Raw genomic sequence first — 26,607 nt, forward strand, 5'->3', positions numbered from 1 at the left:
CCGATCGCGGCCGGCCTCAGTGGTCCTGGGGCCGCGGGGCGCGCGCACCCCGCGGGCCCATGGTCTCCAAGTGGCGCCGGATGCGGTCGTACTGCCGGACACCCGTGTCGACCGCGAGGTGCGCCCCGTACAGTGCGGCGCGCACTTGCGGGGGCGTCAGCCGGGGGCGCTGGGCGCGCAGGCCCTCGCACAGTTCGTGGCTGTGACGGGGGTCGATGCGGGTGTGGGCGGTGTAGTAGACGCGCATGTCGTCGTCGTGGATGCCCACCCGCGTCATGCCCTCCAGGAGGAGGGTGAAGTGCGGTTCGACCCAGCTTTCGAAGACGAGGAAGCAGCCGTACGCGGCCTGGACGTGCGCGGGCCGCAGCAGCAGCGCGGTGAACAGGTTGGACGTCGGCTTGGCGAACCAGGGGTGGTCGCGGCGGTACCGGGCCAGTGCTTCCCAGCCCGCGTACGAGCCGAGCTGGCGGCGCAGCCAGTACGTGTGGAAGTTCTCCAGCCGTCCCCGCCCGCACTCGTCCCACAGGTTGGAGGCAGCGACCGCCTTCTGGTGGCCCTGGAGGCCGACGACGAGCAGGGCGACCTCGTCGTCCACGACTTCGTTACGGATCAACTCGCAGCGCAGGAAGTACTCGATCTGCTGGCGGGTGGCCTCGGTGGCGAGGAAGCGGAAGAGGGGGTGGGAGGCGCCGGGGTTGCCGGCCGCGAGTGCTTCCAGGTGGTCGGCCGCCGCTTCCTGCCCGTGCAGGTCCGGTAGGGGCGCCGGGGAGGTCCCGTACGTCAGGAACTCGTGCTCCAGCCGCGTCCGCGCGGCGTACAGCGCGATCTCCAGCTCGTCGTCGGTGGCGTGCGCGGCCGGGCCGTCGCGGTAGCCGAAGGACTGGGCGAAGAGGGTGGCCAGGTGGTCGTGGAGGAAGCGGCCGTGGGCCTCGGGGTCGGTGCGCAGCCGGGCGAGCAGCGCGGCCTGGGCGGGCGGCGGCGCCGCCAGGAAGCGGACGAGGGCGGGGTCCAGGGTGTCGAAGGGGTGGACGGGCGGCCAGTACAGGTCCTGGAGGCCGCCGGCGGGCGGGGTCATTCAACGCACCTCCTCGGTGGGCGCCGGAGCGGCGCCGGGGAGCCGGGAGCGGCCGGGCGGCCCGGCCGCGTGAGTGCCGAAGTGCTCGGCGACCCAGGCGTCGTCGTACACGGTGTCCAGGTAGCGGTCCCCGAGGTCGGCGGAGAGCGCCACCACGCGGGCGCCCGCCGGGATGCGGGACCGCAGCCGCAGCACGGCGCAGAGCACGGACCCCGTGGAGCCGCCGACGGCCAGGCCGTGGCTGCGGGCGATCCCGCGGCACATCAGGACGGCGTCCCGTTCGGGTACGGACACCACGTGGTGCACGTCGCGCGGGCGGCAGATCTCCGGTGTTCTGCTGGTGCCCAGGCCGGGCACGAGCCGGGGCCCCGGCGGGCCGCCGAAGGTCACCGAGCCCTCCGCGTCGACGGCGACGACGGTGGTGCGCGGCGAGCGGCGGCGGAAGTGGGCGGCGCAGCCCATGACGGTGCCCGTGGTGCCGGCGCCGACGAAGAGGTAGTCGACGCGGCGGATCTCGCGCAGCACGGCGGCCGCGGTGCGGGCCGCGTGCACGGCCGGGTTGGCGGCGTTGGCGTACTGGTTGGGCCAGGTCAGCGAGGGGTCGAGGTCGAGGGCGCTGCGGATCAGGGCGATCCGGCTGCCGAGGTAGCCGCCGTTGGCGTCGGGGGTGTCCACGACGCAGACGTGGGCGCCGTACGCGTGCATCAGCGCGACGCTCTGCGCCGGTACGTGCGGGTCGGTGACGCAGGTGAAGGTGTAGCCCTTGGCCGCGCAGACCATGCTCAGGGCGATGCCGAGGTTGCCGGAGGAGGACTCGATCAGGGCGCCGCCGGGGCGCAGCAGGCCGCGGCGTTCGGCGTCCTCGACCAGCCCGGCGGCGGTCTTGAGCTTGACGGAGCCGGCCGGGTTGAGGCCCTCCAGCTTGAGGAACAGCTCGCCGTGCGGCAGCAGGCCGTCCAGGCGCAGGAAGACGTCGTCGGTGACCAGGTCGTAGGCGTGCTCGACGATCACGGGACCGCCGTCCCCGCCACGCCCGGCGCGATCCGCAGCGCGTTGGCGGCGATGGTCAGGGCCGGGTTGACCGCGGCCGACGACGGGAACCAGGAGCTGTCCGCGATCCACAGGTTGTCAAGACCGTGCGCCTTGCACCCCGCGTCCACGACGCCGTCCGCCGGGTCGTCGCTGGCCACAGCGGTGCCGCACTGGTGCGAGTTGACGGCGATGCCCATCCGCCGGGTGACGACCAGGGGGTAGCCGGCGCGGCGCATCATCCGCGCGGCGCGGCGTACCAGTTCGCGGTGCGGCGGGAGGTTGACCGGGCGCCAGTGCACCTCGACCCGGGCGCCGCTGCCGACGGTCACCCGGTTCTCCGGCACCGGCAGGTCCTCGCTGGTCAGGTACAGGTCGGTGCTGCGCCGGGTGGCGGCGGCGAGCAGCGGGCGCGGCGCGCGGGGCCACAGGCCGCCTGCCGAGGGGGCCTGTAGCTTGCCGAGCGCCTGGACGTTGCCGAGCGGGCCGCGCGATCCGTTGGCCAGGTACCAGTCGTTGACGCCCAGAGTCTTCTGGAACACCACGTCGTTGGGGCGGCGTGGGTCGACGGCGACCAGGAAGGTGCTGTTGTGCACCATGTAGTTGCGGCCGACCTGGCCGGACCGGTTGGCCAGCCCCGTGGTCCGGACCGGGCTCGTGGGTACGGACGGGCCGGAATCCGAACGCAGCAGCAGCGCGGCAGTGTTGACCGCCCCGCACGCCACCACGAAACGGTCGGCCCGCACGCGCAGCTCACCGCTCCCGTACCGGACCAGTGCCTCGTTCACCCGCCGCCCCCCGGCGCCGGTCACCAGCCGGGTCGCCGTGGCCCGGGTGAGCAGCGAGACGTTGCCGGCGGCCAGTGCGGGCCGCAGCGCGCACAGGTCGGCGTCGCTCTTGGCGCCGACCAGGCACGGGAAGCCGTCGCAGGTGGCGCAGCGCAGGCACGTCCCGCCGTCCCGCAGGTCCACGCCGGTGGGCAGCGCGTACGGCGTCAGGCCCTGTGCGCGCAGCGCCTCGGCCAGCGCGGCGACCGGGGGCTCGTGGGGCACGGCCGGCCAGGGGTAGTCGCCGGAGCGCCAGGGGTCGGTGGGGTCGGCCGCGCGGGTGCCGTGCACCCGGTAGAGGCGTTCGGCCCGCGCGTAGTGCGGTTCGAGCACCCCGTACGGGAACGGCCAGCCGCGCGAGACGCCTTCCGCGTGCTCCAGCGGTCCGAAGTCGGCCTCCCGGAAGCGCGGCAGGGTCGCGCCGAAGACCTTGGTGTTGCCGCCGACGTAGTAGTGCACGCCGGGCGAGAAGAAACGTCCCGCCCGGGCGTCGTACCAGGGCTCTGCGTTGCGGTAGCGCCCGGCGGTGAAGACCGCGGGCGCCGACCAGTTCTGCCACTCGCGGGGGAGGTGGTCGCCGCGCTCCACGACCAGGATGCGCGCGCCGGTGGCGCGCAGCGCGTACGCCAGCGTCGCGCCGCCCATGCCGGAGCCGATGACGGCGATGTCGCAGTCCAGGACGGGCCCGTCGGGGCGGACCAGCCCCGGCGGGCGGCCCGCGGCGTCAGGGGGTGGTGTCGCGGTCACCGTGCCTCCTCAGGGGGGACTGTGGCGGTGCGCAGAGGTGGCGGGCGGCGATCTCGTGGGCGAAGGCCATGACCGTGCCCTGGGGGCTGACGCCGGTCGGCCCCGGCAGCACCGAGGCGTCGCACAGCCGGAGATTGGCGAAACCGTACGGGCGGCCGTCCTGGTCGCACACCCCGCCGGGCGCGGGCCGCCCCATCGGGCAGGAGGCCATGGCGTGTACGGACACCAGGCTCCAGCCGCGCGGGTCGGAGCGGGCGGCGAATTCCTGCGCCGCCCGGTCCGAACGCAGCACCCCGGGGCACGGCGGGTACAGCTCCACGGCTCCCGCCCGGAACAGCACCCGTGCCGCCCGGCCGAGCGCGAAGCGCAGCAGGCCGTGGTCGTAGGCGGTGATCCGGTGCCGCAGCAGGCGGCCGGCGCGCGGCAGGCGGCGTACGGTGACGCGCCCGCTCATCCGCACCTGCACGGTGTAGACGGCGACCCTCCCCAGGTCACCGAGCAGCGTGTTCACGACCGCCGGGCCGTGTACCGCGAGCGCTGCCGCCAGTGCTCCGGCGGTGAGGTTGGCGGCCATCACGTGGATGCCCAGGCCCGCGAACTCCCGTAGCTGCGCGGTGAAGATCGTGCCCTGCGCGGCGTGCACGGGGTCGGCGAAGCGGGCCGCCAGGCGGAAGTTGACGTGGAAGCCCATCGCGCGCCCGGCGGTGCGGGGGTGGATGCCGCTGCGCTGGAGCAGGAGGGCGCTGCCGACGGCTCCGGCGGCGAGGAAGACCGTACGCGGCCGGTAGTTGACGCGCGTACGCCCGCCCGGCCCGCCCAGGGCGCACACACTGTGGACGGTGCGGTCGTCGTGCCGCAGCAGCACAGCGCGTGTCGCGGGCTCGATCCGCGCGCCGTACCGCTCGGCCTCCGGTAGATAGCTGACGAGCATGCTGCGCTTGGCGCCGCTGGGGCAGCCGGTGGGGCAGCGGTTGCGGTGCGCGCAGCCGGGGGCTGCGCGCCGGGCGGCGGACCAGCTCCAGCCCAGGGCGTCGGCGGCGTCGGCCAGCAGCTTGGAGTCCGCGTTGCCGGAGCCGTGCGGCTGCTCGCCGACGCCGAGCCGGTCGGACACCGTACGCATGTGGCCTGCCAGCCGGTCGGAGCGGTAATCGGTGGTGCCCATCACCCGTGCCCACCGCTCCAGCAGCGCGTCCGGTGGCGCCCACAGAAGGCCGCCGTTGACGACCGTGCTGCCGCCCACACAGCGTCCCTCGCCGTATGGGATGACCGGGTTGCCGAGGATGGGTGACAGTCCGGCGTCGCGGTAGAGGCGGCGAAGGTTCTCGGCGGGCGCCGTCGCGGCCAGTTCCGCGGTGGTCGTGCGCGGGCCTTCTTCCAGAACGATGGTGTGGAGGCCGGCCCGCGCCAGTTCCAGGGCGGCGACCGCGCCACCGGCGCCGGAGCCGATGACCAGGGCGTCGCACGGGACGGCGTGGGGCGGGCAGGGGTGTCGGGTCATGTGTCCGGTTCACCGTCCAGACCGCCGTACAGCGCGAGGGAATCGGTGACGGCCAGGAGGCGGGCGGCGAAGGGCAGCCGGGCCAGCCGGTCGTACCCGGCGGCGGAGCCAGGGCGCCCGGCTGCCGTCACACGCAGAGCCAGACCAGCCACCCGTAGGCCCACTATGGCGGCCAGGCGGTACGTCCCGGGCAGCGCACCCAGCGAGCCGGAGACATGCTCGCCGGCGCGCGCACCCACCTGCGGATCGGCAAGCGCCGGATAGCGGGCCGCCCACAGGGCAGGCAGGCCGCTGGCGCGCAGCGCTCGCCCGATCCGGCCGCTCCGGTCGCCCTCCAGCCCGCTCACGGGGCCACCACCGCCCCCTCCTTGGCCCGTACGGGCACATGCTGAGCCAGTACGTCCTTGGCGAACCGGGCCAGCAAGCGCGCAGCGCCCTGCTCCAGCACCGAGTCCAGCGCTTGGAGGAACACCTCGACTTCCGTCTCCCCGGCCACCAGCGGAGGAGTGGCCATGAGCGGCAAGCCGTGGTTGGAGCCGTAGTAGGCCAGCACGCCGTAGTCGCGGTAGAGGGACGCGATGACGGCGGCGGTGACCAGCTTGCGGCGGGCCTGCGGGTCCCGAGCGAAGGAGGAGGGCACCAGGCGCAGCAGCCGGTCCAGGGCGGGACTGCCTTCGGTGAGGAACACGCCGTGCAGCGCGCCCCGGCCGAAGGTGCCGGCCACCAGCGCGCGGTGGCGTGCTGCGAGGTCGGCCAGGCCGCCGCCCAAGCGCTCGCCGATCCGCACGGCGCGCGCCGGGTAGTCGTCCTCCACCGCGATGGCGACGGCCTCCAGCGCGGTCACGGTCTCCTCGCCGAAGCCGTAGTAGGTGGTGCTGTGCAGCGTCGCGTCGGCGAGGTTGTCGTACGCGGTCCGGAAGACCGGCTCGCGCGCGACGTAGCCGGAGATGGACGCCTTGCCGCCGCCGAAGGACTTGGAGGTGGTCAGCACGTCGGGCACCAGGCCGGGGTGCCGCATGAAGTGGAAGAGCGTCCCGGTCCGTCCCCAGCCTGTGTACACCTCGTCGAAGACCAGCACGATGTCCCGTTCCGTGCACAGCCGCCGCACCTCGTACAGGAACTCCGCCGAGCACTCGCGCACGCTCGAAGCGCTGAACGGCTCCAGCACCACCGCGTACACGTCGCTGCTGCCGTCTCCTGACCGGTGCCGTTCCAGGGCGAGGGCGAAGGAGTCCAGGTCGTCGTAGGCGAAGTGGTCGGTGCCGGGCAGGCCCGGGTACGGGAAACCCACCTCGGGGGAGGCGGTGAGGCTGCCCGCGCCGAGGAGCTTGCCGTGGAAGGAGATGTCACTGTGGAGCACCGTGCCCCGGTGCCCGCGGTGGTACTTGTACGCGAGCTTCACGGCGCCTTCCACGGCCTCCGCACCGGAGTTGGGGAAGTAACTGACGTTCAGGTCGCCCGGGAGCAGCCGGGCCAGGTTGTGGCTGAGCGCGGCCACGTAAGGCGACAGGAAGTTCTTGTGGACCTCCATGGCGCGCCGCTCGGCGAAGCGGCGGCGGGCCGCGAGCAGCCTGGGGTGGTTGTGCCCGTGGTTGAGTACGCCGATCCCGCCGGTGAAGTCGAGGATGCGCCGCCCGTCGCGCAAGGTGATCCAGCAGCCCTCGGCGTGCTCGACCAGGTCCCGGCCGAAGCCGAAGGAGCCGAGCAGCGAGACCTGGGCGCGGCTGACGTAGCGCCGGTAGAGGTCGTGGACCTGGTGCGCGGGCATGTGCTCGCAGTCGTCCGCGGTGAACAGGGCCCGCTGGGCGCGGTGGTCAGTCACGGTCTGCTCCTATCCGTACGGCGGCGGCCGAGGCGGTGCCGTTCGAGCGGCGGGGTGCCGTACGGGCGCGGTCGGCGATCAGCCGCCCGGCGCGCCGCCCGCCCCGCAGCGCGTAGTTGGTGCCCCGGTCCTCGGGGAAGACCTGGGCCATCCCGGACAGGTAGAGCCCCGGCACGGCGTTCTCGACGCCGGGCACGGCCCGGGAGTAGTGCCGGGTGATCACCGGTTGCGCGTACGGCGCGCGCCACACGTGGTGGGCACGCACCCAGTCCTCGCGGAAGGCCGGGAACATCCGCCGCAGATGCGGGAGGCTGTGCCGGTAGACCTGCGCGTCGCCCATCCGGTACAGGGCCGCGTCCGCCGGCAGGTAGGTGGAGAGGTAGACCAGGTGCCGTCCGCCGTAGTGCGCGGGCGCGTCGAGGTTGGTGTGCTCGATGACGCCGACGTACGGGAAGTGCGGGTCGGTGACGTTGAGCCAGTACGTGCCGGACAGCGGCCGGTCGTTCTCCAGCACCAGGCAGAGGTTGGCCAGGTACGGGATCGCGCCGAGCCGGCGGCGCAGCGCCGGTACGGCGGGGTGCGCCGACCGGGCGAGCAGCGCGGCGGCGGGCCCCGGCGCGCACGTCACCAGCACCCGCGAAGCCGCGATCACCTCGCCGCCGCACCGGACGCCGGTCACGCCCCCGGGGCCGGTGAGCACCTCCGCCACCGGGCTGCCGGTCCGTATCCGCACACCCAGTGCGGCCAGCCGCGGCAGCCAGGCGTCCAGCAGGGCGCCGCAGCCACCGCGCAGGTAGTAGAGCACCTCGCGGCCCGACCGGCTGCGGCTGCCGCCCCGCAGGTGCAGTTTGGTCCACATCCAGGTGGCGCCGACCTCGGACGCGTACGGGCCGAACTTGCCCTCCAGCAGCGGCCGCCACACCCGGTCGTAGACCCGCCGCCCGCCCAGCCCGACCAGCCACTCCTCGGCGGTCAGCGCCTCCAGCTCCCGCCAGTGCCGGACCCGCCCGGCACGCAGCACCGACCGGCCCAGGCGCAGCCGGTCGGCCGGTGGCAGCGGCGCGAAGCGCAGCACGTCGAGCGGGGAGGACAGGCGGTGGATGCCGCCCGCGTAGTAGAAGCCGGTACGGCCGTGGTGGCGCTGCACCAGGCCAGCGCGCCCGAGGTCGGCGCAGAGCCGGAAGACGTCCGTGTCGGAGGCGAACCAGTGGTGGTAGAAGCGCTCCAGCTGCCGGCCGCCGACGGTGAACGTGCCCGCGAGGCCGCCGACCCGGTCGTCGGCCTCCAGGACCAGGCAGCGCAGCCCCGCGCGGCCCAGTTCGTGCGCGGCGGCGAGGCCGGTGAAGCCGGCACCGACGACCACGACGTCCCAACGGGCCGGCGGTTCGCCGTTCACGGCCGTCACCGCGCGCTCCCGGCCGCCTCACTGGGCACCAGCTCGGCCGGTACCGCGCCCCCGCCCGCCCCCGTCCGCTGGAGGACCACGTACGGCGGCCGGCCGCGCACCTCGCGGTGCACCAGCAGCAAGTACTCGCCCAGCACCCCGAGCAGCACCGCCTCGCAGCCGAACGTCCACGCGGCCAGCGGCAGCGGCCTGCGGCGCACCGCGGAGGTCATGGCCGTACCGCCGAGCCAGGTCAGGCCGACGACGGCGGGCACCCGCGCGGGGGCCGAGGAACAGGCCAGCAGCCCGCGCCGGGACAGGCCGGCCATCTTGCGCAGCGTGTACTTCGTCCGGCCCGCGGGCCGCGGCAGCCGCCCGTACTCCAGGCACGTCTCGGGAAAGCCCGTCCAGCACACCGAGCCGCGCAGGTACAGCTCGCACTCGGGGAGCAGCGCGAGGGTGCGCACGACCTCGCGGTCCAGCAGCCGGAAGTCCCCGGTGTCCACGCTCACCGGATGGTCGGCGACCGCGGCCAGCAGCCGGTAGAAGACGAGCGCGGTGGTGGTCTTGAAGCGGCTCTCCCCCTGCCGTCCGGTGCGCCGCGCGGTGACCACCGGCCAGCCGGCGCGCCAGCGTCCGACCATGTCGGCGATGAGCTCCGGCGGGTCCTGGAGGTCGGCGTCGATGGTCACCACCGCGTCGCCCGCCGCCTCGCGCAGCCCCGCCAGGACGGCGGGCTGGTGCCCGAAGTTGCGGGTCAGCCGCACCAGCCGGACCCGTGCGTCGGTCCCGGCGAGCGCCGTGAGCCGGTCCCAGGTCCCGTCCCGGCTGCCGTCGTCCACGTACACCACCTCGTACTCGCACTCCGGCAGGCCGCGCAGCACGGCGCTGAGCCGGCGGTGGGTGTCCCCGATGACGGCCTCTTCGTCGAAGCACGGCACCACGACGCTGACCAGGGGGCGGCCGGCCCCGGCGGACAGGTGCGCGGACGGTCGGGTCGCGGACATGGCGGTCCTTTCCTCGGGGCGTGCGCGGCGGGCTGCGGAAACTCGTACGGCGGTGCTGCGGCCGGTCAGCCGAGCACTTCGTCGGCCGTCTCCCGGAACCGCTCGGCGACCTCGGCGACCTCGTCCGTGCCGCTGAACACGTTCACCCCGAAGTCGGCGCCCAGGTACGTGTCGGTCGTTCCCACGGTCAGCGCCAGCGCCCGACCCAGCACGTCGTCGGTACGGGGCAGCGCGCCCGCCCGCCAGCCGTCCCGCCGCCAGGCTTCCGCGGGCGGCCGGAACGGGCAGGACGAGCCGTCCGGCGCGGCCAGCGCGGCGAGTTCGGGCAGCCCGCCGTAGTAGTGCTTGGGCGAGTGCAGCAGCGTCTTGGTGCCGAGCCGCTTGGCGACGGCCTCGGCGTCGGCCCGCTCGTCGAAGACGTACACGAGGACGGTGGCGCAGTCCCCCGCCGCGTCGTGCAGGGGGCGGCACACCATGCCGTCCCGCGCCGGGATCTGCGCCAGCAACTCGTCCCGCAGCCCCCGGGTACGGGCCAGCACGGCGTCCAGGCGCGCCAGCTGGGCCCGCGCCACGGCCGCCGTCAGCTCCGTCATCCGCAGGTTGAGGCCCCACAGGCGGTCGCCGGGCCCGTCCTCGCGCCGGTACGGGAACCAGCCGTGGTCGTGGAAGCCGTACGCCCGCTGGAAGATCCGCTCGTCGGCGGTGAGCAGGAAACCGCCGTCCCCGCCCGTGATCACCTTGAACATGTTGAGGGAGAAGGCCCCCACGTCCCCGAACGTGCCCAGCGCCTGCCCCCGGTACGTCCCCCCGCACGCCTGGGCGGCGTCCTCCAGCACCAGCAGCCCGTGCTCCTCCGCGAGGTTGCGCAGGGCGTCCATGTCGCACGCCGCGCCGAGCATGTGCACCGGCATCAGCGCTTTCGTGCGTGGCGTGATCCGCTCCCGCACGTCCTCGGGATCGAGCGTGAGCGAGGCGTCCACCTCGGCCGGCACCGGCGTGGCGCCGCTGTAGACCACGGCGGCGATGCACGCGCCGTACATGTACCCCGGCACGACGACCTCGTCGCCCGGCCCGACGCCGAGCGCGGCGAGGGCCGCGAGCAGGGCGGACGTGCCGCTGTTGACCGACAGGCAGTACGGGCTGCCCAGCCGGTGCGCGGCGGCCTGCTCGAACCGCCGGGTCTGCGTGAGGTCGCCCAGCGGGTAGGAGTGCGCGGCGGTCGTACGCGACCACACGTCCAGCACCTGCTGGACGTTCTCGCGCTCCTCGTCACCGAAGAAGGCATAGCCGGGACCAGGCATCACAATCTCCTTACGCAAGCGAAAGTTGGCAGAACCGCCTACGCGGCGTCCGTGGCGCCCGCGGCATCCGCCCTAGAACGCCACCGAACAGAACGGCGCCGGATCGTGGCGGAAGGCGGCGGAGGCGGCGCGCAGCGCGCCGGGCCGCAGTTCCGTGACCAGGCCCGCGTGCCCGAGCTGGACCAGCGAGCCGCCGCCGAGCAGTACGGCACCGAGCTCCCGGGCCGTGAGGGCGAGATCGGCAGCCGCCCCCGTACGCACACACACAGCCCCGTCCACGCCACCCGCCAGCCTCCAACGCCCGGCATTCCACGGGCACATGGCGTCCCGCACCTCCATCACCACCTCGACCGGAGCGCTGTACGTACGGGCGGCGAGCGCCCGGTCCAGGTCCACGGCACGGGCGTACAGCTGATCGCGCACGGTCGGCGCGGCACTGCGCGGGTCGTCGAGCAGCGCCAGCAGCGGATCGTCGACCGGCCGGGCCGCCGCGCCGACGGCCCCGGCCAGGTCGGTGTCCAGCAGCGACCGCCACAGGAAGGCGTACGCGGCGGGATCCCGCGCGAACACCTCCCGCACGGACAGGGCGTAACGCGGCGCGCAACGCTCCCAGTTGGCCCGCAACCGGTACAACGCATACCCGCGAGCATCGCCGCCCGCCCCCGACGCCACCATGCACAGCAGCCGCCCGGCGCCGTGCCGCTCCTCGGGCCGGTCCTCGAAGGCCCGGCGCAGCCAGGCGTCGTCCCGGCGCACCAGACCGGGCCGCTGGGCCAGACAGGCGTCGTACACCTCCGCGACGGCCGCCCGCGCGTCCACCGGCGACCCCACATCCGACACCAGCCCACCGGTCTCCGGCCCGGCCGCGAACCCCCGCGCCTCGGGCGGCACGGACACGCCGACCACCTGCGAGGCCGGCCCGAACCCGAAGCGCCCGTAGATCCCCGGCTCGGTGGAGTGCAGCACCGCGACCGGCTCGGCCCGCTCCTCGTGCAGCGCGGTGAGCGCCCGCCGGACCAGCTCCCGCATCAGCCCGCGGCGCCGGTGCTGCGGCGCGACCGCCACATAACCGATCCCGGCGACCGGGGCCGGGCCGCCCGGCAGCGTCATCTCCAGCGCGTAGCCGGCGAGGGTGGCGCACACCCGGCCGCCGCGGCACGCGACCAGCGAGCGTTTGGGTTCGAAGACCGCGCCGGCCACGGCGCTGTGGGCCGCCGAGTGCGGATATCCGCCGTAGGCGAGATCGAGCACCGCACCGAATTCCGCCCAATCCGCCGCGGCGCGGAATTCATACCCCGCGGCCCGGCCACCGGCTAATCCCGGTGGCACCCTCGCACCGGAGCCCGTACCCGTACCCGTACCCGGGCCCGCTCCCGAATCTCTCGGTGATCCCACATCCCTCTCCAAAGCCTGTCATTGGCCTCGTTCCGTGGACGGGGTGCGGCGAGCGCGGCGCGGAATACCGTCGGCGTTCGACGCGGAGGCCGTTTCGGCTGCTCCGGTGCGGCGGTGTGGGCCGCAAGGCCGGAGAGATCCCTGTCGCGAGGCCCGGATCGCGAATTCTCTGCGTCGATCGTGCCGGGGCCGCCAAAGGCTGCGTACCAGGTTTGTGAGCCGCCCGGAGCCTGTCAACCCTCCCGAAAAAAGAATCATGCAGCCTCCCCACCGCGCCCGGTTACGCCCGTACCGCGCCCCGGTCAACCCACCATTCCGGCCACCGGCCCCGGCCCTGCGGCCCACTCCCCACATCCGGCCAACCCTGTCGAACACCCTTGCTGGCAAAGGGAACCCGGCACAAAATGCTATGGCCGCCGATCAGTGGATCGCCGGTCCGCATTCCTACGAGGACGCGACGGGAGCAAGCATGCAGAACGGCACGTTCCTTTCCGGCAGGACCGCCCCCGGCGAAGGCTGGCAGAACTATCCCGACCGCAATGGCGACGGCGTTTACATCGACGTCGACACCAGCGCGGGCGGATTCACCGAGACCCCCGCCTATATCGCCGCGCTCACCGGCGACGACCGCATGTGGATGACCACCGGCGGAAACGCCGTCTACAACGCCACCCCCACCGGTTTCCGCATCTACGTCCGCCGGGTCGACCGCCAGCCCATCGACCCCGAGTACGCCGCCAAGAACGGCTGGCACATCGCCTGGATCGCCGCCGAAACCTGACCACCCCCGGCGGCCCCACCACCCACCGGCCCCCACGGTGCCCGTCGCGGGGGCCGGTGTCGTGCGCCGAACCAGGCGCGAACCCCCACCCGAAAAACCCCGTGCTTCCCGCAGCCCCGGCGCCTATCCTCGGGCTCATGTCTACGCCCCGGATTTCTTAGCTCGGATACCCGCCTTCGCGTCATAGGTGTGTCCTTGAGCTGTTCCGGAGCGTAATTTTATGATCACCGTGCGCGGTGCCGACGTGCGTGTCGGCGCCCGAATGCTGCTGTCCGACGTGTCCTTTCACGTGGCCCCCGGGGACCGGGTCGGCCTGGTGGGCCGTAACGGGGCGGGGAAGACGACGTTGCTCGACACCCTGGCCGGGCGGGTGCGGCCCGCTGCCGGGGACGTGGTCCGTACGGGGAGTGTGGGGTACCTGCCGCAGGACTCCCGGGCGGCCGACCCGGCCGTTACGGTCACCGACCGGATTCTGTCCGCGCGCGGGCTGGACCGGGCGGCGCGCGGCCTGCACCGGGCCGCCGACGCGCTGGCAGCGGCCGTGGGGGCGGCCGCGCAGGAGAAGGCGATGGCCGCGTACGCGCGGGCCGAGGACGCCTTCCAGGCGGGCGGCGGGTACGCGGCCGAGGCCGAGGCGGCGCGGGTCGCGGCCGGGGTGGGGCTGCCGGACCGCGTGATGAGCCGGCCCGTCGGCGCGCTGTCGGGCGGGCAGCGGCGCCGGGTGGAGCTGGCGCGCGTGCTGTTCGCCGGGTACGGCACCCTGCTGCTGGACGAGCCGACGAACCACCTCGACGCCGATTCGGTTGCCTGGCTGCGCGGTTTCCTCGCCGCCCACCGGGGCGGCCTGGTGCTGGTCAGCCACGACACCGGGCTGCTCGCCGACACCGTCAACCGGGTCTTCCACCTCGACCCGGCGCGGGCCGCCATCGACGTACACAACACCGGCTGGCACGCCTACCTCGCCCAGCGCGCGGCGGACGAGCGGCGCAGGGCGCGGGAGCGCGCCAACGCCGAGCGGAAGGCGGCGGCCCTGCACAGCCAGGCGGACAAGATGCGCGCGAACGTCGCGACGGCCGTCGGCGCGAAGAACATGGCGCGCCGCGCGGACCGCATGCTCGCGGAGCTGGAACCGGTACGGCGGACCGAGAAGACCGCGCGCATCCGGCTGCCCGAACCCGCGCCGTGCGGCCGGGTGCCGCTGGGGGCCGTGAGCCTGGCCAAGGCGTACGGGGAGCAGCAGGTGCTGCGCGGGGTGGACCTGGCCGTCGACCGGGGGAGCCGGCTGGTCGTACTGGGCCTCAACGGCGCGGGCAAGACGACCTTGCTGCGGCTGCTGGCCGGCCGGGAGGCGCCGGACGCGGGCCGTGTCGTGGCCGGGCACGGGCTGCGGCTGGGCTACTTCGCGCAGGAGCACGACACGCTGGACCCGGCCCGTACGGTACGGGAGAACCTGGCCGCCGCTGCGCCGCACCTCAGCGACGGCGAGGCCCGGCACGTCCTCGGCTCGTTCCTCTTCTCGGGGGACGACGCGGAGAAGCCGGCGCGGGTGCTCTCCGGTGGCGAGAAGACCCGGCTGGCGCTGGCCGGCCTGGTCCACTCGCGCGCCAACGTCCTGCTCCTGGACGAGCCGACCAACAACCTCGACCCGGCCTCCCGGGACGAGGTGCTGGCCGCGGTCGGCACCTACCCCGGCGCGATCGTGATGGTCACCCACGACCGGGGCGCTGTGGCGGCGCTCCGGCCCGACCGGGTGCTGGTGCTCCCGGACGGTACGGAGGACCTGTGGGGGCGGCAGTACGCGGAGCTGGTCGACCTGGCGTGAGGCCGGGGCGGGGGCGGGCGCCCCGGCGTCAGCCGCGCTTGCGGGCCTCGATGAGGAAACGGGTGGAGTGGGCCACGAACGGCCCCTCCGCCCGGATCTTCGCGTCCAGCTCGCGCAGCCGGTCGCGGTACCGGTCCACCGTGAAGCCCGGCACCATCCAGATCACCTTCCGCAGGAAGTAGATCACCGCGCCGACGTCGGAGAACTCGGTACGCAGGGACTCCGCGCGCAGGTCGACGACCTCCAGCCCGGCGGCCTCGGCCGCCCGGCTCTCGTCGTCGGGATGGCGCTTGCGCCGTACTTCCTCGGGCTGCGGCCCGAGGAAGTACTCGACCAGCTCGAAGACGCTGGCCGGGCCGACGTGCTGGGCGAAGTACGTGCCGCCGGGGCGCAGTACGCGGGCGATCTCCGCCCACCACACGGTGGCCGGGTGGCGGCTGGTGACGAGGTCGAAGGCGCCGTCGGCGAAGGGCAGCGGCGGCTCGTCCGGGTCGGCGACGACGACCGCGCCGAGCGGGTGCAGCAGCCGGGTCGCCTTCGCGACGTTCGGGGGCCAGGACTCGGTGGCCGCCATGACCGGCGGCAACGGCCCGGCGCCGGCCAGGACTTCGCCACCGCCGGTCTGGATGTCCAGCGCGGCGCTCGCGCGCGCCAGCCGGTCGCCGAGGGACCGCTGATACCCCCAGGAGGGCCGCTGTTCGTTGGCCCGTCCGTCGAGCCAGGAGAAGTCCCAGCCGTCCACGGATACGGATTCCGCCTCGGCCACCAGGTCGTCGAAGGTGCGTGGGGTCATGGGGGAATCGTCTCAGGCGAATGAGGAGAATTGCCAGCAATTATCCCTATTGGCGTGGATTGTCGGTGGCGTCGATGGCGTTGGGGGAGTCGAGGGAGTCGAGGGAGTCGAGGGCCGCCAGGATGTCCGCCGGTTCGGCGCGCCTGACGTAGTCGGGGTCGGCGAAGGCCCAGCGGACCGTGCCCGTGCGGTCGATGACGTAGGTGGCGGGAAGCGGCAGGGTGCGCGGGTGCCCGCCGTTCACGCGCTGCATCTCGAAGCCGAACGAGTCGTAGACGGCGGCCAGGTTCTCGGGCAGGTCGAAGGCGATGCCGTACCGCCCGGCGACCTCGGAGCCCACGTCGCTGAGCACGTCGAAGGCCAGCTCGTGCTTCTGGGTGAGGGTCAGGGACTCGTCGGGGACCTGCGGCGAGACGGCCACCAGGCGGGCACCTCGCGCGGTGATCGCGTCGTGGTGCTGCTGGAGGGCCCGCAGCGCGAGGTTGCAGTACGGGCACCAGGCGCCGCGGTAGAAGGTGAGCACGACCGGCCCCTCGGCGAGGAGGCCGCTCAGGGTCACGGTCCGGCCGTCCGCGGCGGGGAGGGCGAAGTCGGGGGCCGGGGCGCCGGGCCCGAGGGCCGCTTCGGCGAGACCGGACTCGGCCAGTTCGCGCCCGGCGCGCTCCATGACGGCCCGGTCGGCGGCCGGTATGTCCGGGTAGCGGGACGTGAAGAAGGCGTGCAACTCGGCTGCAAGAGACATGTGTTCACTCCACCCGTAACTTGGAACGGTCGTTTCAAGTTACGGGTGGAGCGGTGTCCTTGCCAAGGGGTGTGCGGCATTATCTTGGAACGGTTGATACAAGAACGTGGGTACGTGAGAGGAAAGGCGGCGAACCCCGGCATGCCGGACATCAAACACTTCGACCCGGACGCGGCCCTGGGGGCCGTCGTGGGCCTGTTCTGGGAGCGGGGCGTCGCCGCGACCGGCATCCAGGACGTGGTGGACCGCACCGGCGTCAGCCGCTCCAGCCTGTACGCGACGTTCGGCGGCAAACAGGACCTCTACCTCGCCGCCCTGCGCCGGTACGTCGAGCAGTGGTCGCGGCCCGCCTTCGCGCAGCTGGCGGACGATCCGCGCGGCCTGCCCGCCGTCACCGGGTTCTTCGCCGAGCTGATCCGCCTGCGCTGCCGCGGCACGTACGCGCGCTGGGGCTGCTTCGTCGCCAACGCGCACACGGGCCCGTCGAGCGCCGAGCCCGGCGTACGCGAACTCCTGGAGGAGCACCACCAGTTGCTGTGCGCGGCCCTGCGCGCGGCGCTCGGAACCGCCGCCGCACGCGGGCAACTCGCGCCGGGCACCGACCCGGACGCCGCGGCCGAAATGCTGGCCCTCCTCGCGTACGGCGTGAACCTGCGCTCCCGTACGGGCGCCGACCCCGACGCCCTCGAAGCCACCGTGCAGGCCGCGCTCGCCCCGTACGCCAAGCGGTGAGCGCCCCGTACGCCAAGCGGTGATCGCGACGGGCGCGTGGGCTCAGGGGAGCATGGGGACGGCTTGGCCGCTCACCCTGACGCGCGGGTCCGACGGGTCGGTGGTGACGGTCAGCCGGCTCGGCCGGCCCATGTCGTAGCCCTGCAACACCGTGATGGGGGCACCGGCGGGCGCCCGCCCGATGGCGCGCAGGTAGCCGCCGAAGGCCGCGGCCGCGGCTCCGGTCGCCGGGTCCTCGACCACGCCGCCGAGCGGGAACGGGTCGCGTGCGTGAAAGAGGGTGCCGGTCTGCTGGTGGAAGAGGTGGACGGTGGTCCAGTTCTGATCGCGTGAGACGGCCTCCAACGCGGCGAAGTCGTAGTCCAGTTCGGCCAGGCGCTGCCGGGACCCGGCGGCCAGCATCAGGTGGTGGTTGCCGGCGAAGGCCACGTGGGCCGGGAAGGCGGGGTCCAAGTCGTCCTCGGACCAGTCGAGGGCTTTGAGCGTGGCCTCCAGGAGCTGCGGCGCGACAGGCTCCGAGGACGCGGGGACGCTGGTCAGCGTGGCCCGGAGCGCCTGCCCTTCGGCCGCCGTCGTGACGCCGACGGGCCCGGCGTTGGTCTCGAAGACCAGCGTGCCGGGGGCGGTGCGTTCGGCGAGGGCGACGGCCGTGGCGACCGTGGCGTGACCGCAGAAGTCGACTTCGGCGCGGGGGCTGAAATACCGGATGCGGTGGGTGCTGCCGGGAGCCTCCGTGGCGGACACGAAGGCCGTCTCCGAGAAGCCCACCTCGGCGGCGATGCGGAGCATCTCCGCTGCGTCGAGTTCCTGGGCGTCGAGGACGACTCCGGCGGGGTTGCCTCCGTCGGGCCGGTCGGTGAAGGCGCTGTAGCGCAGAATCTCCATGACTCAAGGATCCCCACCCGGCATTATGGCGTCCAATGATTGGTATTGAAGTCGGCTATCGGTAAAGCCGATGGGAAGTCGGGGGCGGACCATGGACACACGCGTACTACGAACCTTCACCACCTTGGCCCGCACCGGGAGCTTCACCGCGGCCGCCACCGAACTGCACCTGGCCCAGTCGACGGTCACCGTACAGATCCGCGCCCTGGAGAAGGACCTGCGCGTCCGCCTCTTCGACCGCCTGCCCTCAGGGGCTGCGCTCACCGGCGACGGCGCCCGCCTTCTGGAGCGCGCGCAGGACGTGTTGGACGCGGAAGACCGCCTGCGTCACGAGGCGCACAGCGCGGCCCCGGTCGCGGGCAGCGTCACCATCGGCGCCAGCGAGTCCCTGTGCGCATACCGCCTGCCGCTCGCCGTGGCCGCGCTGAGCCAGAGCCTGCCTGCCGTCGACATCCACATGCGGGCCGTAGTGACCCCTGCCGAAGCGGCGGAACAACTCAAGGCAGGGCGCGTGGATTTCGCGCTGCTCCTCGAATCGGGCATCGCATTGCCGCAGATGGAAGCGGAAGCCATCGGGCGGGAGCGGTTGGCGCTGGTGGCAGCCCCCGGTCACCCCCTCGCACAGACCGCCGACACCGATACATCGCTGGAGCAACTCGGCGAACAAGCCTTCTTCCTGCTCGAAGAAGGCTGCTCCTACAGTGACGCCTTCACCCGGCAACTGCTCGCCCTGCCCGGGAAGCCACCGCGCATGACACGCTTCGGCAGCATCGAGGCCGTCCGTGCTTGTGTGGAGGCGGGCCTTGGCCTGGCGCTGCTGCCGGTGGTCAGCGTGGCGGCCGACCTGGCATCCGGCCGGCTACGTGCCGTACGGGACTTTCCCGGCGTCCCCGTCCAGATGCTGCGGCACCGCAACCGCTGGGCCACCCCCGCGACGCAGACGGTCATGGCCCGGCTGCGGCAACTCGCCGCCGACGGATGGCCGGACGGCCCCGTCGCGTAGCGCCGGCCAGACCCGCGCCCGCTCGTCGCGCCCGCTCGTCGCGTCCGTCCTTCGCGTCCGCTCTTCGCGTCCGCGAATCCCGTTCTACCCCCGGGTCGACGCCCGTACCCGCAGCGACCAGTCGTGAAGGCGGACGGTGTGCGCCGCGGCGCGCCCGGCCAGGATGTCGCAGAGCAGGGCGGCACAGGCCCGCCCGTACGCGTCGGGGCGCAGGTCGATCGCCGTCACGGGCGGCGTGCAGGCGCGCAGGGCCGCGCCGTCCACGCAGGAGGCGACGAGCAGGTCGCGGCCGGGCGCCAGGCCGCGCGCGGCGGCGGCCCGCAGGACCCCGGCGGCGGCGCCGTCGGGCGCGCAGAGCACCGCGTCGATGGCCGGGTCGGCCGCCAGCAGGTCGGCCGTGGCCTGCGCCGCCTCGTCGGCGGTCGCGGCGAACGGCACGGTCCGTACGGTGACGCCGGGCCCGTGCGCACGTCCCCAGGCGTCCGCCGCCTCCCGTAGCGCGGTGGCCCACGCGGAGGTGCCGGCGGGCGCGAGGAGGGCCGGGCGCCGGGCGCCGTTCTCGTGCACGTGGTCCAGCAGCGCGGTCAGCGAGGCGGCGTTGTCGCAGACCACCGCGCCCGCCGGGGCGGACGCCGGTCCGGGGTAGCGCTCGCCGGTGACGACGGGGACGCCCGTGTCGAGCAGGCCGGGCACGGCCGCGTCGGCGGCCTCGGGGTCGATCACGAGCAGGCCGTCCACGCGCGAGGCGAGCCGCCCGGCGGCGCCACCGTCCGGAGCCAGCAGCACCACGTCCAGGCCGTCTTCCTGGGCGCGGTTCACCACCCCGAAGGCGAGGGTCATGTAGTAGTCCAGCCGGGTCGCGGTGCGCGGCAGGTGCAGGCCGATCGCGCCGGTGCTGGCCCGGCGCAGCCGCCGGGCGGCGCTGTTGGGCCGGTAGCCCAGCCGCTCGGCGGTGTCGCGGACCCGGCGGCGGGTGTCCTCCGCGACCCGGCCGGAGCCCTGGAGCGCGTCGGAGACGGTGCTCTTGGAGACGCCGGCGGCCCGTGCGACGTCGAGCAGGGTCACGGTGCGGGGGCTGGTCACGGGGCCAGAGTCTAGACGGTGCCCTTCGGGACGGCCGCTGTGCCGGATCGTTCCGGCGACAGGGCGGAGCGGGCGCGTCCGACCCCTTGCCGGAACGTTCCGGCAGTCGTACATTGCCTGCTGCCGGAACGTTCCGGCAGACGTTTCAGCACCTCTCCCCGGGAGCCCCCATGCGCGTGATCACGGCCCTCGCCCCACCCCCCTCGCCGACCCGCACCCGCCCGGCCGAACGTGCCGCGCTACGGGTCGCCCTCGTCCAGCAGCGCTGGCACCGCGACCCCGGCGAGCACCGCGCCGCCCTCAAGGAAGGCATCCGCCTGGCCGCCGCCGAAGGCGCCCGCGTCGTCTGCCTCCAGGAGCTGACCCTCTCCCCGTACTTCGCGGTGCTCCGCAAGGCCGACCACCCGGCGCCCGCCGAGCCGGAAGACCTGCGCACCGGCCCGACCGTCACCTTCGCCGCCGAGGCCGCCCGCGAGTACGGCGTATACGTACACGCCTCCCTGTACGAACGGGCGGACGCCGCCCCCGGCTCCACCCCCGGCCCCGACGGCAAGGTGGCGCCCGACGGCCTCGGCTACAACACCGCCGTCCTCGTCGCCCCGGACGGCACCCTCGCGGCCCGCACGCGCAAAACCCACATCCCCGTCTCCGAGGGCTACTACGAGGACCACTGGTTCCGCCCCGGCCCCGCAGGACCCGACGCCTTCCCCACCGTCCCGGTCGAGAACGCCACCTTCGGCCTGCCCACTTGCTGGGACCAGTGGTTCCCCGAGCTGGCGCGCGCCTACTCGCTGGCCGGCGCGGACGTCCTGGTCTACCCCACGGCCATCGGCTCGGAGCCCGGCCACCCCGGCTTCGACACCCAGCCGCTGTGGCAGAAGGTGATCACCGGCAATGCCATCGCCAACGCCACCTTCATGATCGTCCCCAACCGCATCGGCACCGAGGGCCCGCTCACCTTCTACGGCAGCTCCTTCATCGTCGATCCGTACGGCCGCGTCCTGGCCCAGGCCCCCCGCGACGAACCCGCCGTCCTGGTCGCCGACCTCGACCTCGACGCCCGCCGCGACTGGCTGGAGCTGTTCCCGTTCCTGTCCACGCGACGCCCGGACGCGTACGGGCCGCTTACGGTGACGGACTGACGTCCGAGCCGCAGCGCCTCACGCGCCAGGCTGCCGCGCTATCGGGCTGCCGCCCTCAGAGAACCTTCTGCCCCGCTTCCATGCGCTGGAGGGCGGCACGGGCGGCATCGACGAAGTTCCAAAAGATCGGCGTCGGGGTTTCCTTGCGCCCGGCCGGGGTGTTGGTCCCGAACATCGACTTGCGCAGCGGTGTGGTGATCTCCAGCTGGGCGCCCTTGCCGAGCATCGTGCGGTTGGCGATGTTCTCCGGGTCGATGCCCGCGAGGGCGGGGATGCCGGTGGCGTCCTGGGCGCGAATGCCCACCGCCTTGAACTCGTCGACCAGGTACTTACGCAACGTGGCGTTGAGGCCGCCGACGAGCACGGCCGGCGTATCGCTCGGCAGCCCGGCCTGCTCGGGCTTGCAACCGTGCAGGCTCAGGGCGTTCAGGCTCCCGGCGCACAGCGAGCGGGCGACGTGGTCGTCGCAGTTGGTGGAGGTGATGTGGAGCTTGCCGTTGTCCTCTTTGAGAAGTCCCTCGAACATCCAGTAGTCGTAGACCGGGCCCTCGGCCGGCTTGGGCGCGATCCCGTTGGGGTCGTACCCGGCGATGGCGAGGCACAGTTCGGAGGTGCCGATCTCGATGCCGCCACCATGCGGGGCGATGATCACCGACTTGGCGAAGCCCTGGCGCTCGGCCTGGCTGTCGTCGAACATCGCGTGGCGGCGGTGACGGCGGGCGTAGTGCGTGCCCTCGACGAACGAGGGGTCCGCGTACAGGACGGTATTGGACTTGATCTCTTCCGTCGCGGCGGCCGGCGCGGCGTACGCGCCCGGCACGGCGAGCCCGCCGAGAAAGGGCGCCGCAGCGGTAGCCGTCGCGGCGGCCAGCAGGGTGCGTCTGCTGGGTGTGGGCATTGCGGGCATGGTGGGTCCCCCTCTGTCGAACTGCGCCGAAAGATACGGACAAGACATACAGGGCCCACGGGCCGGTTTACCACCCTGATCTCCGAAAAGAACCACGGGCCAAGAAACCGCCCGGTCAGTCGAGGTACTGGGCCTCGCCGTTACCGAGCGACCAGTCGGCGTCGGCGTTCTCGGTCAGGACGACGAACACGTTGCGCGGTTCCGTGCCCGCGTACTCCTGGGCCAGCTCGGCGATACGCCGGTACAGCACCCGCTTCTGCGCGGCCGGCCGGCCACCCCGCAAGGTGATCGCCACGTACACGATGCCGTCGTCCCGCTGCACGCCGAGATAGGTGCCGTGCCGCAGTACGCCGCGCTCCCCGTCGTGCCCGGTCAGAATCTGAAAGCGATCATCTGCCGGAAACCCCATCGCCTCACCCAGGGCCTCTTGGACGGCCCGTCCCAGTGCCTTGAGCCGTTGGGCGTCACATCCCATGGCGTCGATACGGACGAGTGGCATGGGACCTCCAGGGGGTTCGGCGATGTATCACGCCGACTGTACATACCAGTAGTTACAGTGGCGAGGGTGGGGTGTGGGGGCCGCAGCGTTCACATCGGGCGTGAGCCGCACCGTGCGTGAGCCGAACCGTTAGGAGACGGGGGCGTGTTCTCAGACGGGAAGCCTCCACCCCGGCCCCTCCGGGGCGCCGAGCCAGACCCGTTGGCGGTCCGGGGTGATGGTGATACCGAAGCCGGACTGATGCGGAGCGCCGGCGGCCTGCCACAGTTCGACGGCGGCCTCGACCAGGTCCCACAAGGCGAGCGGGCCACGTTGGGTGACGGTCCACCCCTCGCCGTCGGGACTGCGCCGGGTGCGCGCCTGCGATCCGGTGGCCACGTCGATCAGAAGCTGCTCATCGCCGGCCCCGAGACGGTGTGCGGAGGGGGCGGCGAGCTGTGCGACGAACCGTCCGGTCCAGTCGTCGAGCAGCGCGGGGGAGACGCGGGTCTCGCGTTTGCTGCCGGGCAGCAGCTCGATGGTGCCGTGCGGTGGGTGATCGTGCGGGCGCGCGATCATGAAGGAGGTGTAGCCGGGCAGGAACCTGCCGGACGCGCCGCCCTCGTCGTCCACGGTGAGCCGCACCAGACCGTGCCCGCTCATCCAGCCGCCCAAGGTGACCAGGACGGTGCCGCCGGGTCGTACCTGCTGTAGCCAGCGGTGGGGGATGTGGCGGACCGAGCAGGCCGCTACGAGTCTGTCGTACGGGCCGTCCCCGGGGTGGCCGAGCAGGCCGTCGCCGACGATGAGGTGCGGATGCTGGTCGAGGGTGGCGAGGGCTTTGCGGGCCCGCTCGGCGACGCGGGGGTCGACCTCGATGGACGTCACGTCCTGTGCGCCGAGCACGGCACACAGGAGGGCCGTGGAGTAACCGGTGCCGGTGCCGATTTCCAGCACCCGGTCGCCGGGCTCGGCGCCGACCTGCTCGATCATCTGCACGACGAGCCCGGGCAGGGTCGAGGACGACGTCGGCGCGCCCTGCGTGGGAGCCGAGGCGTCTTCGGCGAGCACGCCGTCGATCTGCGTTACCCATGTGGTGTTCTGGTTCGCCCAGCACGACCACTGGTCGGGGCCGGCCTGGTCCCGGCGGACCGGGATCCATGTGGTCGGGCCCGGGGGCTGACTGGGCCGGTAGATGGCAGGCCCGAGGAACGCCTCGCGCGGTACGGCCTCAACTGCCGTGCGCCACGCGGGCGTACGCAGCCACTCGTCGGCGACGAGCCGCTCGGCGAGGGCGCGCCGCCGGGCGCCGGGGTCGGTCATGGGGTGGTGCCTTTCTGCAGGCAGTCGGCGAGCGCGGCCGTGATGGCCGCGCAGGTGGGGGGATCGACGAAGGCCCATTGGCCGTTCGGGTTGGTCTCCAGCCAGACCCATTGCCCGTCCGCGGTCAGGGCGAAGTCGAAGGCGCCGAAGGACAGGCCGAAGACGTCGAGGTAGGCGTGTACGGCCTTACGGATGACTGGGGGCGTGGGTACGGGTGTGAAGGTCAGCAGGTCTTGGCGTTGGCGCCAGTCGAGGTGCTCGCCGGCGTTGTCGATGCGGGTGGCGAAGACTTCGTCGCCGACGGCGGCGAGTCTGATGTCGGCGACCTTCGGTACGCGCGCTTGGAAGAGGTGCGGGCAGGCGCTCACCCGGTCGTCGATCTCGTCCGGGGAGACGGTCTTGACCCAGATGGTCCGGCCGGTGCCGTCCTCCGCGGCGAGGTGGACGCCGCGTACGGGTTTGTAGACGGCGGGGGAGTGCTCGTCGACAAAACGGCGTGCGGCGCGCGGGTCGTTGGTGACCAGGGTGGGCGGGGCGGTGAGGCCGGTCCGCGCGGCGGCGGCGAGCTGGGCGGGCTTGTATTCGGCGGCGCGATTCCGCCAAGGGTGGTTGACGTACGAAGCCGAGGGGAGTGAGGCGAGGACGCCGGTGTATCCGGCCCCGGCCTGCGAGTTGGAGAACCGCGTCGCGGCGGGTACGTGAGAGCTGGTGCTGCCGTACGGAGTCGGTCGCCGCCAGTAGACGGACCGCACGGCTGCCAGGTCCAGTCGCCGCGTGGACGTGCAGATGGTGCCGTGGAGGCCGCCGCCGACGCCTGTGCCGCTATAGGCGGCGGCCATGTGGGCGCCGGCGGGGAAGTCGACGCTCGGGTCGAGCCGCACAACACCGGTGCCGCGCCCGTGCAGTTCGGAGATCACCAGGTCCGCGGTGACAGCACCGAGGGCGGTGACGACGAGTACGGGTGCCGTACCCACGTCAGTCGGAGTCGGTGTCGTGGACCAGGTCCTCGTCCAGGGGAGCCGGAGGGTTCTTCCCTCCGCCGTCGGCGCCGGTCTGCGTCTGGGGCGCGGTGTCCGTGCCCGTGCCGTGCTTGGGCATGTCGAGCCGGAGACCGTCGACGGTGAAGTATCGACTGGTCTGCGAGGCAGGGTTGATATCCACGCTGCTGTACGGGAGTTGTGTCGTGTTCGGGTACGGGGCGAGTCGTGACATTCCCCATGGCGTTACCAGCTCTTGAGTCACGGTATTGCCTTTCGTCTGAATGACGTTGCCCGCTCCCTCAGGGGCGGCGACGTATGGCGAACGTAGCGCCACCCGAAATCAACCTGCAAGGGTGTACCGGTACAAACATGCAGACCGGTGTAAGCAAAAACCCCCACCTGGCTGGGCGGGGGCGTGCTCGCGGCGTACTGGTGTGCGAGGGGTGAAGCTAGTTGCCGGAGTTGTCGAACTCCCCGTTCTTCACGCTCGCGATGAACGCGGCCATCTTCGTACGAGTGGTCGATATCGTGCTGTCGGGCTCGTCGCTTTCCCGCATCATGACGTTGCCCTCGTACAGCGCGACCTCGACACAGTTTTCCCCTCCACCCCCGGAGAAGGAGGACTTCTGCCAATTGATCGCGGCGGTTGTGTTCACGTCCGTCTGCCTCACATTTCTTTTGCGATGCGGTGGGTAAGCCGTCTCGACTCTGCTTCGTCGAGAGACGCGCGGTGGGCAATGTCGAGCAAGTCGTCGTATTTCTTCAAGTCGGCCTCTGCGTCGAGGAACCTGCCGCCGAACGCCGCATCGATCTGCACGGTGTCGAGTTGCGGAACGGTTCCGTGTGCGTACATGACCGGCTGAGTGACCTCGATGAACCTCTCGTTCGTGAACGGGATTACCCGTACGGTCACCGTGGTCGAGTGTGAGACCTCTATGAGGTACTCAAGCTGATCGCGTGCGACCTTGCGCCCGCCGAACCTCATGCGCAGGGCGGCCTCGTGCAGGATTGCCGTGTATGGGGTCGGTGTCGGCCCCTCGAAAGTCGCTCGCCGCTTGAGCCGATGCTCGACGCGGGTCTCCACCTCGTCCGGTGGCAACGTCGGCGTCACGCCTTCGAACAGCGCTCGCGCGTAGGTCTCGGTCTGGAACGGGCCGGGCATGGTGGTCGACTGCAATGAGCGGATCGCCGTCGCATGCAATTCCAGTTCGGCGATGTCCAGCCACCCGGGGGCCAGGACGCCCCGGTAATCGTCGAACCAGTGCGTTCCCCTGCGTTCGGCCGAAATTTCGCACAAGGCGTTGATGAGGGCCTTGTCGTCGCACTGGTAGAAGGTGGCCAGGCGGCGAATGCGTTCTTCGCTGATTCCGAGCCGCCCGGCCTCGATGTTGCTGATGCGGGCCGCGTCAGTGGAAAGCAGGCCACCGGACTCGCGCGCCGTCTTTCCGGCTCGCTCGCGCAGCTTCCGAAGCTCGACACCGAGTCGAATCTGTCGGGCGGTCGGGTTGTCCCTCGGTGGCATGTGTCCCTTCCCCTTGTCATCCCTGAGTGTGCCGGGAACGGCGGCGGAGGTCCACCTACAAGAACTCTTTCGAGTTACAGGGCTGTACCGGTACAGGATTGCACCCTATGGTCCAAGCAGCATCGCGCCGCACGCCGGGCCACCGAAGTGCAGCCGTTCAGGCGCCAGTTCGACCACGCCTGTGCGGTCAGAGCCACGGCGGCGCGCAGCGCGTCACACCGCGTTGGGAGACGTAGCCATGACTCTCGCATCCCCTGAACGGCCAGCCGTACGTCGCTCGTTCCGGTTCGAGCTGCCCAACGGTGTCACCGCGCCGATAATCGCCCGGG

At 72.7% G+C, this 26,607-nt stretch carries 26 protein-coding genes; 5 read left to right on the forward strand and 21 right to left on the reverse strand.

Going from position 1 to position 26,607, the window contains the following annotated elements; genetic code table 11:
* Positions 1 to 16 precede the first annotated feature (16 nt).
* The 10 genes from ACH4OW_RS08125 to ACH4OW_RS08170 all read right to left on the reverse strand — a co-directional run bounded on the left by ACH4OW_RS08125 (position 17) and on the right by ACH4OW_RS08170 (position 12,085).
* Positions 17 to 1,075 carry an iron-containing redox enzyme family protein gene (locus tag ACH4OW_RS08125; protein WP_398025861.1) on the reverse strand — a complete coding sequence of 353 codons (1,059 nt, stop codon included), beginning with the start codon at positions 1,073 to 1,075 and terminating at the stop codon, positions 17 to 19.
* Positions 1,076 to 2,086, reverse strand: coding sequence for a 2,3-diaminopropionate biosynthesis protein SbnA (sbnA, locus tag ACH4OW_RS08130; RefSeq protein WP_360139298.1), 1,011 nt, complete (start codon positions 2,084 to 2,086; stop codon positions 1,076 to 1,078).
* Positions 2,083 to 3,678, reverse strand: coding sequence for a GMC oxidoreductase (locus tag ACH4OW_RS08135; protein ID WP_398025863.1), 1,596 nt, complete (start codon positions 3,676 to 3,678; stop codon positions 2,083 to 2,085). The genes sbnA and ACH4OW_RS08135 overlap by 4 nt, the downstream gene beginning before the upstream one ends.
* A complete protein-coding gene (locus ACH4OW_RS08140) occupies positions 3,656 to 5,176 on the reverse strand; it encodes a GMC family oxidoreductase N-terminal domain-containing protein (RefSeq protein WP_398025865.1) in 1,521 nt (506 codons plus the stop codon). Before ACH4OW_RS08140 ends, ACH4OW_RS08135 begins: the two co-directional genes overlap by 23 nt.
* Positions 5,173 to 5,523 (reverse strand): hypothetical protein, encoded by a 351-nt coding sequence (locus ACH4OW_RS08145; RefSeq protein WP_398025867.1) that lies wholly within the window; start codon positions 5,521 to 5,523, stop codon positions 5,173 to 5,175. The genes ACH4OW_RS08140 and ACH4OW_RS08145 overlap by 4 nt, the downstream gene beginning before the upstream one ends.
* The gene (locus ACH4OW_RS08150; RefSeq protein ID WP_398026012.1) at positions 5,520 to 6,944 is read right to left on the reverse strand and encodes an aspartate aminotransferase family protein; all 1,425 of its coding nucleotides are present in this window, start codon (positions 6,942 to 6,944) and stop codon (positions 5,520 to 5,522) included. Before ACH4OW_RS08150 ends, ACH4OW_RS08145 begins: the two co-directional genes overlap by 4 nt.
* Before the next feature lie 46 nt (positions 6,945 to 6,990).
* Positions 6,991 to 8,403, reverse strand: coding sequence for an NAD(P)/FAD-dependent oxidoreductase (locus tag ACH4OW_RS08155; protein ID WP_398025869.1), 1,413 nt, complete (start codon positions 8,401 to 8,403; stop codon positions 6,991 to 6,993).
* The gene (locus ACH4OW_RS08160; RefSeq protein ID WP_360139313.1) at positions 8,400 to 9,389 is read right to left on the reverse strand and encodes a glycosyltransferase family 2 protein; all 990 of its coding nucleotides are present in this window, start codon (positions 9,387 to 9,389) and stop codon (positions 8,400 to 8,402) included. Before ACH4OW_RS08160 ends, ACH4OW_RS08155 begins: the two co-directional genes overlap by 4 nt.
* 65 nt (positions 9,390 to 9,454) lie before the next feature.
* Entirely contained in the window at positions 9,455 to 10,690 is a 1,236-nt protein-coding gene (locus tag ACH4OW_RS08165; protein ID WP_398025870.1) for a DegT/DnrJ/EryC1/StrS family aminotransferase, read from the reverse strand.
* Positions 10,691 to 10,762: 72 nt separating this feature from the next.
* The gene (locus ACH4OW_RS08170) at positions 10,763 to 12,085 is read right to left on the reverse strand and encodes a GNAT family N-acetyltransferase (protein WP_398025872.1); all 1,323 of its coding nucleotides are present in this window, start codon (positions 12,083 to 12,085) and stop codon (positions 10,763 to 10,765) included.
* Positions 12,086 to 12,494: 409 nt separating this feature from the next.
* Here ACH4OW_RS08170 and ACH4OW_RS08175 point away from each other — a divergent pair, with 409 nt between their 5' ends.
* On the forward strand, positions 12,495 to 12,866 hold the full coding sequence (locus tag ACH4OW_RS08175) for a hypothetical protein (protein ID WP_360139322.1): 372 nt from the start codon (positions 12,495 to 12,497) through the stop codon (positions 12,864 to 12,866).
* A 220-nt stretch (positions 12,867 to 13,086) separates the two neighbouring features.
* Positions 13,087 to 14,688 carry an ABC-F family ATP-binding cassette domain-containing protein gene (locus ACH4OW_RS08180; protein ID WP_398025874.1) on the forward strand — a complete coding sequence of 534 codons (1,602 nt, stop codon included), beginning with the start codon at positions 13,087 to 13,089 and terminating at the stop codon, positions 14,686 to 14,688.
* Positions 14,689 to 14,716: 28 nt separating this feature from the next.
* On the opposite strand, the gene ACH4OW_RS08185 is transcribed toward ACH4OW_RS08180, so the two are convergent.
* A complete protein-coding gene (locus ACH4OW_RS08185; protein WP_398025876.1) occupies positions 14,717 to 15,481 on the reverse strand; it encodes a class I SAM-dependent methyltransferase in 765 nt (254 codons plus the stop codon).
* A 46-nt stretch (positions 15,482 to 15,527) separates the two neighbouring features.
* Positions 15,528 to 16,223, reverse strand: a complete 696-nt coding sequence (locus tag ACH4OW_RS08190) for a peroxiredoxin-like family protein (protein WP_398025878.1) — start codon at positions 16,221 to 16,223, stop codon at positions 15,528 to 15,530.
* A gap of 141 nt (positions 16,224 to 16,364) precedes the next feature.
* On the opposite strand from ACH4OW_RS08190, the gene ACH4OW_RS08195 reads away from it, so the two are divergent.
* Positions 16,365 to 16,955 carry a TetR/AcrR family transcriptional regulator gene (locus ACH4OW_RS08195; RefSeq protein ID WP_398025880.1) on the forward strand — a complete coding sequence of 197 codons (591 nt, stop codon included), beginning with the start codon at positions 16,365 to 16,367 and terminating at the stop codon, positions 16,953 to 16,955.
* 42 nt (positions 16,956 to 16,997) lie between these two features.
* Here ACH4OW_RS08195 and ACH4OW_RS08200 read toward each other — a convergent pair whose 3' ends face one another.
* Positions 16,998 to 17,840 (reverse strand): PhzF family phenazine biosynthesis protein, encoded by an 843-nt coding sequence (locus ACH4OW_RS08200; RefSeq protein WP_398025882.1) that lies wholly within the window; start codon positions 17,838 to 17,840, stop codon positions 16,998 to 17,000.
* Positions 17,841 to 17,931: 91 nt separating this feature from the next.
* Here ACH4OW_RS08200 and ACH4OW_RS08205 point away from each other — a divergent pair, with 91 nt between their 5' ends.
* On the forward strand, positions 17,932 to 18,843 hold the full coding sequence (locus ACH4OW_RS08205) for a LysR family transcriptional regulator (RefSeq protein WP_398025884.1): 912 nt from the start codon (positions 17,932 to 17,934) through the stop codon (positions 18,841 to 18,843).
* Between the two features lie 84 nt (positions 18,844 to 18,927).
* On the opposite strand, the gene ACH4OW_RS08210 is transcribed toward ACH4OW_RS08205, so the two are convergent.
* A complete protein-coding gene (locus ACH4OW_RS08210) occupies positions 18,928 to 19,926 on the reverse strand; it encodes a LacI family DNA-binding transcriptional regulator (RefSeq protein ID WP_398025886.1) in 999 nt (332 codons plus the stop codon).
* Positions 19,927 to 20,096: 170 nt separating this feature from the next.
* Between ACH4OW_RS08210 and ACH4OW_RS08215 the strand changes: the two genes are divergently transcribed.
* Positions 20,097 to 21,068, forward strand: coding sequence for a carbon-nitrogen hydrolase (locus ACH4OW_RS08215; RefSeq protein WP_398025888.1), 972 nt, complete (start codon positions 20,097 to 20,099; stop codon positions 21,066 to 21,068).
* 55 nt (positions 21,069 to 21,123) lie between these two features.
* Here the strand turns inward: ACH4OW_RS08215 and ACH4OW_RS08220 are convergent, their stop codons facing one another.
* The 7 genes from ACH4OW_RS08220 to ACH4OW_RS08250 all read right to left on the reverse strand — a co-directional run bounded on the left by ACH4OW_RS08220 (position 21,124) and on the right by ACH4OW_RS08250 (position 26,278).
* Complete coding sequence (locus tag ACH4OW_RS08220; protein ID WP_398025890.1) at positions 21,124 to 21,966, reverse strand: poly-gamma-glutamate hydrolase family protein; 843 nt, start codon at positions 21,964 to 21,966, stop codon at positions 21,124 to 21,126.
* Positions 21,967 to 22,090: 124 nt separating this feature from the next.
* Complete coding sequence (locus tag ACH4OW_RS08225) at positions 22,091 to 22,474, reverse strand: tautomerase family protein (protein ID WP_398025892.1); 384 nt, start codon at positions 22,472 to 22,474, stop codon at positions 22,091 to 22,093.
* A 150-nt stretch (positions 22,475 to 22,624) separates the two neighbouring features.
* Complete coding sequence (gene tgmC, locus ACH4OW_RS08230) at positions 22,625 to 23,776, reverse strand: ATP-grasp peptide maturase system methyltransferase (RefSeq protein ID WP_398025894.1); 1,152 nt, start codon at positions 23,774 to 23,776, stop codon at positions 22,625 to 22,627.
* A complete protein-coding gene (tgmB, locus tag ACH4OW_RS08235) occupies positions 23,773 to 24,750 on the reverse strand; it encodes an ATP-grasp ribosomal peptide maturase (protein WP_398025896.1) in 978 nt (325 codons plus the stop codon). Before tgmB ends, tgmC begins: the two co-directional genes overlap by 4 nt.
* Before the next feature lies 1 nt (position 24,751).
* Positions 24,752 to 24,988: a putative ATP-grasp-modified RiPP gene (gene tgmA / locus ACH4OW_RS08240; RefSeq protein ID WP_398025898.1), complete on the reverse strand. Its 237-nt coding sequence runs from the start codon at positions 24,986 to 24,988 to the stop codon at positions 24,752 to 24,754.
* Between the two features lie 217 nt (positions 24,989 to 25,205).
* Positions 25,206 to 25,412, reverse strand: coding sequence for a DUF397 domain-containing protein (locus ACH4OW_RS08245; protein WP_398025900.1), 207 nt, complete (start codon positions 25,410 to 25,412; stop codon positions 25,206 to 25,208).
* Positions 25,413 to 25,423: 11 nt separating this feature from the next.
* Positions 25,424 to 26,278: a helix-turn-helix domain-containing protein gene (locus ACH4OW_RS08250; RefSeq protein ID WP_398025902.1), complete on the reverse strand. Its 855-nt coding sequence runs from the start codon at positions 26,276 to 26,278 to the stop codon at positions 25,424 to 25,426.
* Between the last annotated feature and the right edge of the window lie 329 nt (positions 26,279 to 26,607).

The organism is Streptomyces sp. NPDC017056 (genome assembly GCF_044332485.1).
Taxonomy (GTDB): Bacteria; Actinomycetota; Actinomycetes; order Streptomycetales; family Streptomycetaceae; genus Streptomyces.

Excerpts from the sequence above, each read along its gene's own strand:
- ACH4OW_RS08185 (WP_398025876.1), bottom strand. The coding sequence starts at position 15,481 with ATGACCCCACGCACCTTCGACGACCTGGTGGCCGAGGCGGAATCCGTA.
- ACH4OW_RS08190 (WP_398025878.1), bottom strand. The coding sequence starts at position 16,223 with ATGTCTCTTGCAGCCGAGTTGCACGCCTTCTTCACGTCCCGCTACCCG.
- ACH4OW_RS08140 (WP_398025865.1), bottom strand. The coding sequence starts at position 5,176 with ATGACCCGACACCCCTGCCCGCCCCACGCCGTCCCGTGCGACGCCCTG.
- ACH4OW_RS08220 (WP_398025890.1), bottom strand. The coding sequence starts at position 21,966 with ATGCCCACACCCAGCAGACGCACCCTGCTGGCCGCCGCGACGGCTACC.
- ACH4OW_RS08165 (WP_398025870.1), bottom strand. The coding sequence starts at position 10,690 with ATGCCTGGTCCCGGCTATGCCTTCTTCGGTGACGAGGAGCGCGAGAAC.
- ACH4OW_RS08215 (WP_398025888.1), top strand. The coding sequence starts at position 20,097 with ATGCGCGTGATCACGGCCCTCGCCCCACCCCCCTCGCCGACCCGCACC.
- ACH4OW_RS08150 (WP_398026012.1), bottom strand. The coding sequence starts at position 6,944 with ATGCCCGCGCACCAGGTCCACGACCTCTACCGGCGCTACGTCAGCCGC.
- tgmA (WP_398025898.1), bottom strand. The coding sequence starts at position 24,988 with ATGTCACGACTCGCCCCGTACCCGAACACGACACAACTCCCGTACAGC.
- ACH4OW_RS08160 (WP_360139313.1), bottom strand. The coding sequence starts at position 9,389 with ATGTCCGCGACCCGACCGTCCGCGCACCTGTCCGCCGGGGCCGGCCGC.
- ACH4OW_RS08250 (WP_398025902.1), bottom strand. The coding sequence starts at position 26,278 with ATGCCACCGAGGGACAACCCGACCGCCCGACAGATTCGACTCGGTGTC.
- ACH4OW_RS08195 (WP_398025880.1), top strand. The coding sequence starts at position 16,365 with ATGCCGGACATCAAACACTTCGACCCGGACGCGGCCCTGGGGGCCGTC.
- ACH4OW_RS08225 (WP_398025892.1), bottom strand. The coding sequence starts at position 22,474 with ATGCCACTCGTCCGTATCGACGCCATGGGATGTGACGCCCAACGGCTC.
- ACH4OW_RS08200 (WP_398025882.1), bottom strand. The coding sequence starts at position 17,840 with ATGGAGATTCTGCGCTACAGCGCCTTCACCGACCGGCCCGACGGAGGC.
- ACH4OW_RS08175 (WP_360139322.1), top strand. The coding sequence starts at position 12,495 with ATGGCCGCCGATCAGTGGATCGCCGGTCCGCATTCCTACGAGGACGCG.
- ACH4OW_RS08125 (WP_398025861.1), bottom strand. The coding sequence starts at position 1,075 with ATGACCCCGCCCGCCGGCGGCCTCCAGGACCTGTACTGGCCGCCCGTC.
- ACH4OW_RS08205 (WP_398025884.1), top strand. The coding sequence starts at position 17,932 with ATGGACACACGCGTACTACGAACCTTCACCACCTTGGCCCGCACCGGG.
- tgmC (WP_398025894.1), bottom strand. The coding sequence starts at position 23,776 with ATGACCGACCCCGGCGCCCGGCGGCGCGCCCTCGCCGAGCGGCTCGTC.
- ACH4OW_RS08180 (WP_398025874.1), top strand. The coding sequence starts at position 13,087 with ATGATCACCGTGCGCGGTGCCGACGTGCGTGTCGGCGCCCGAATGCTG.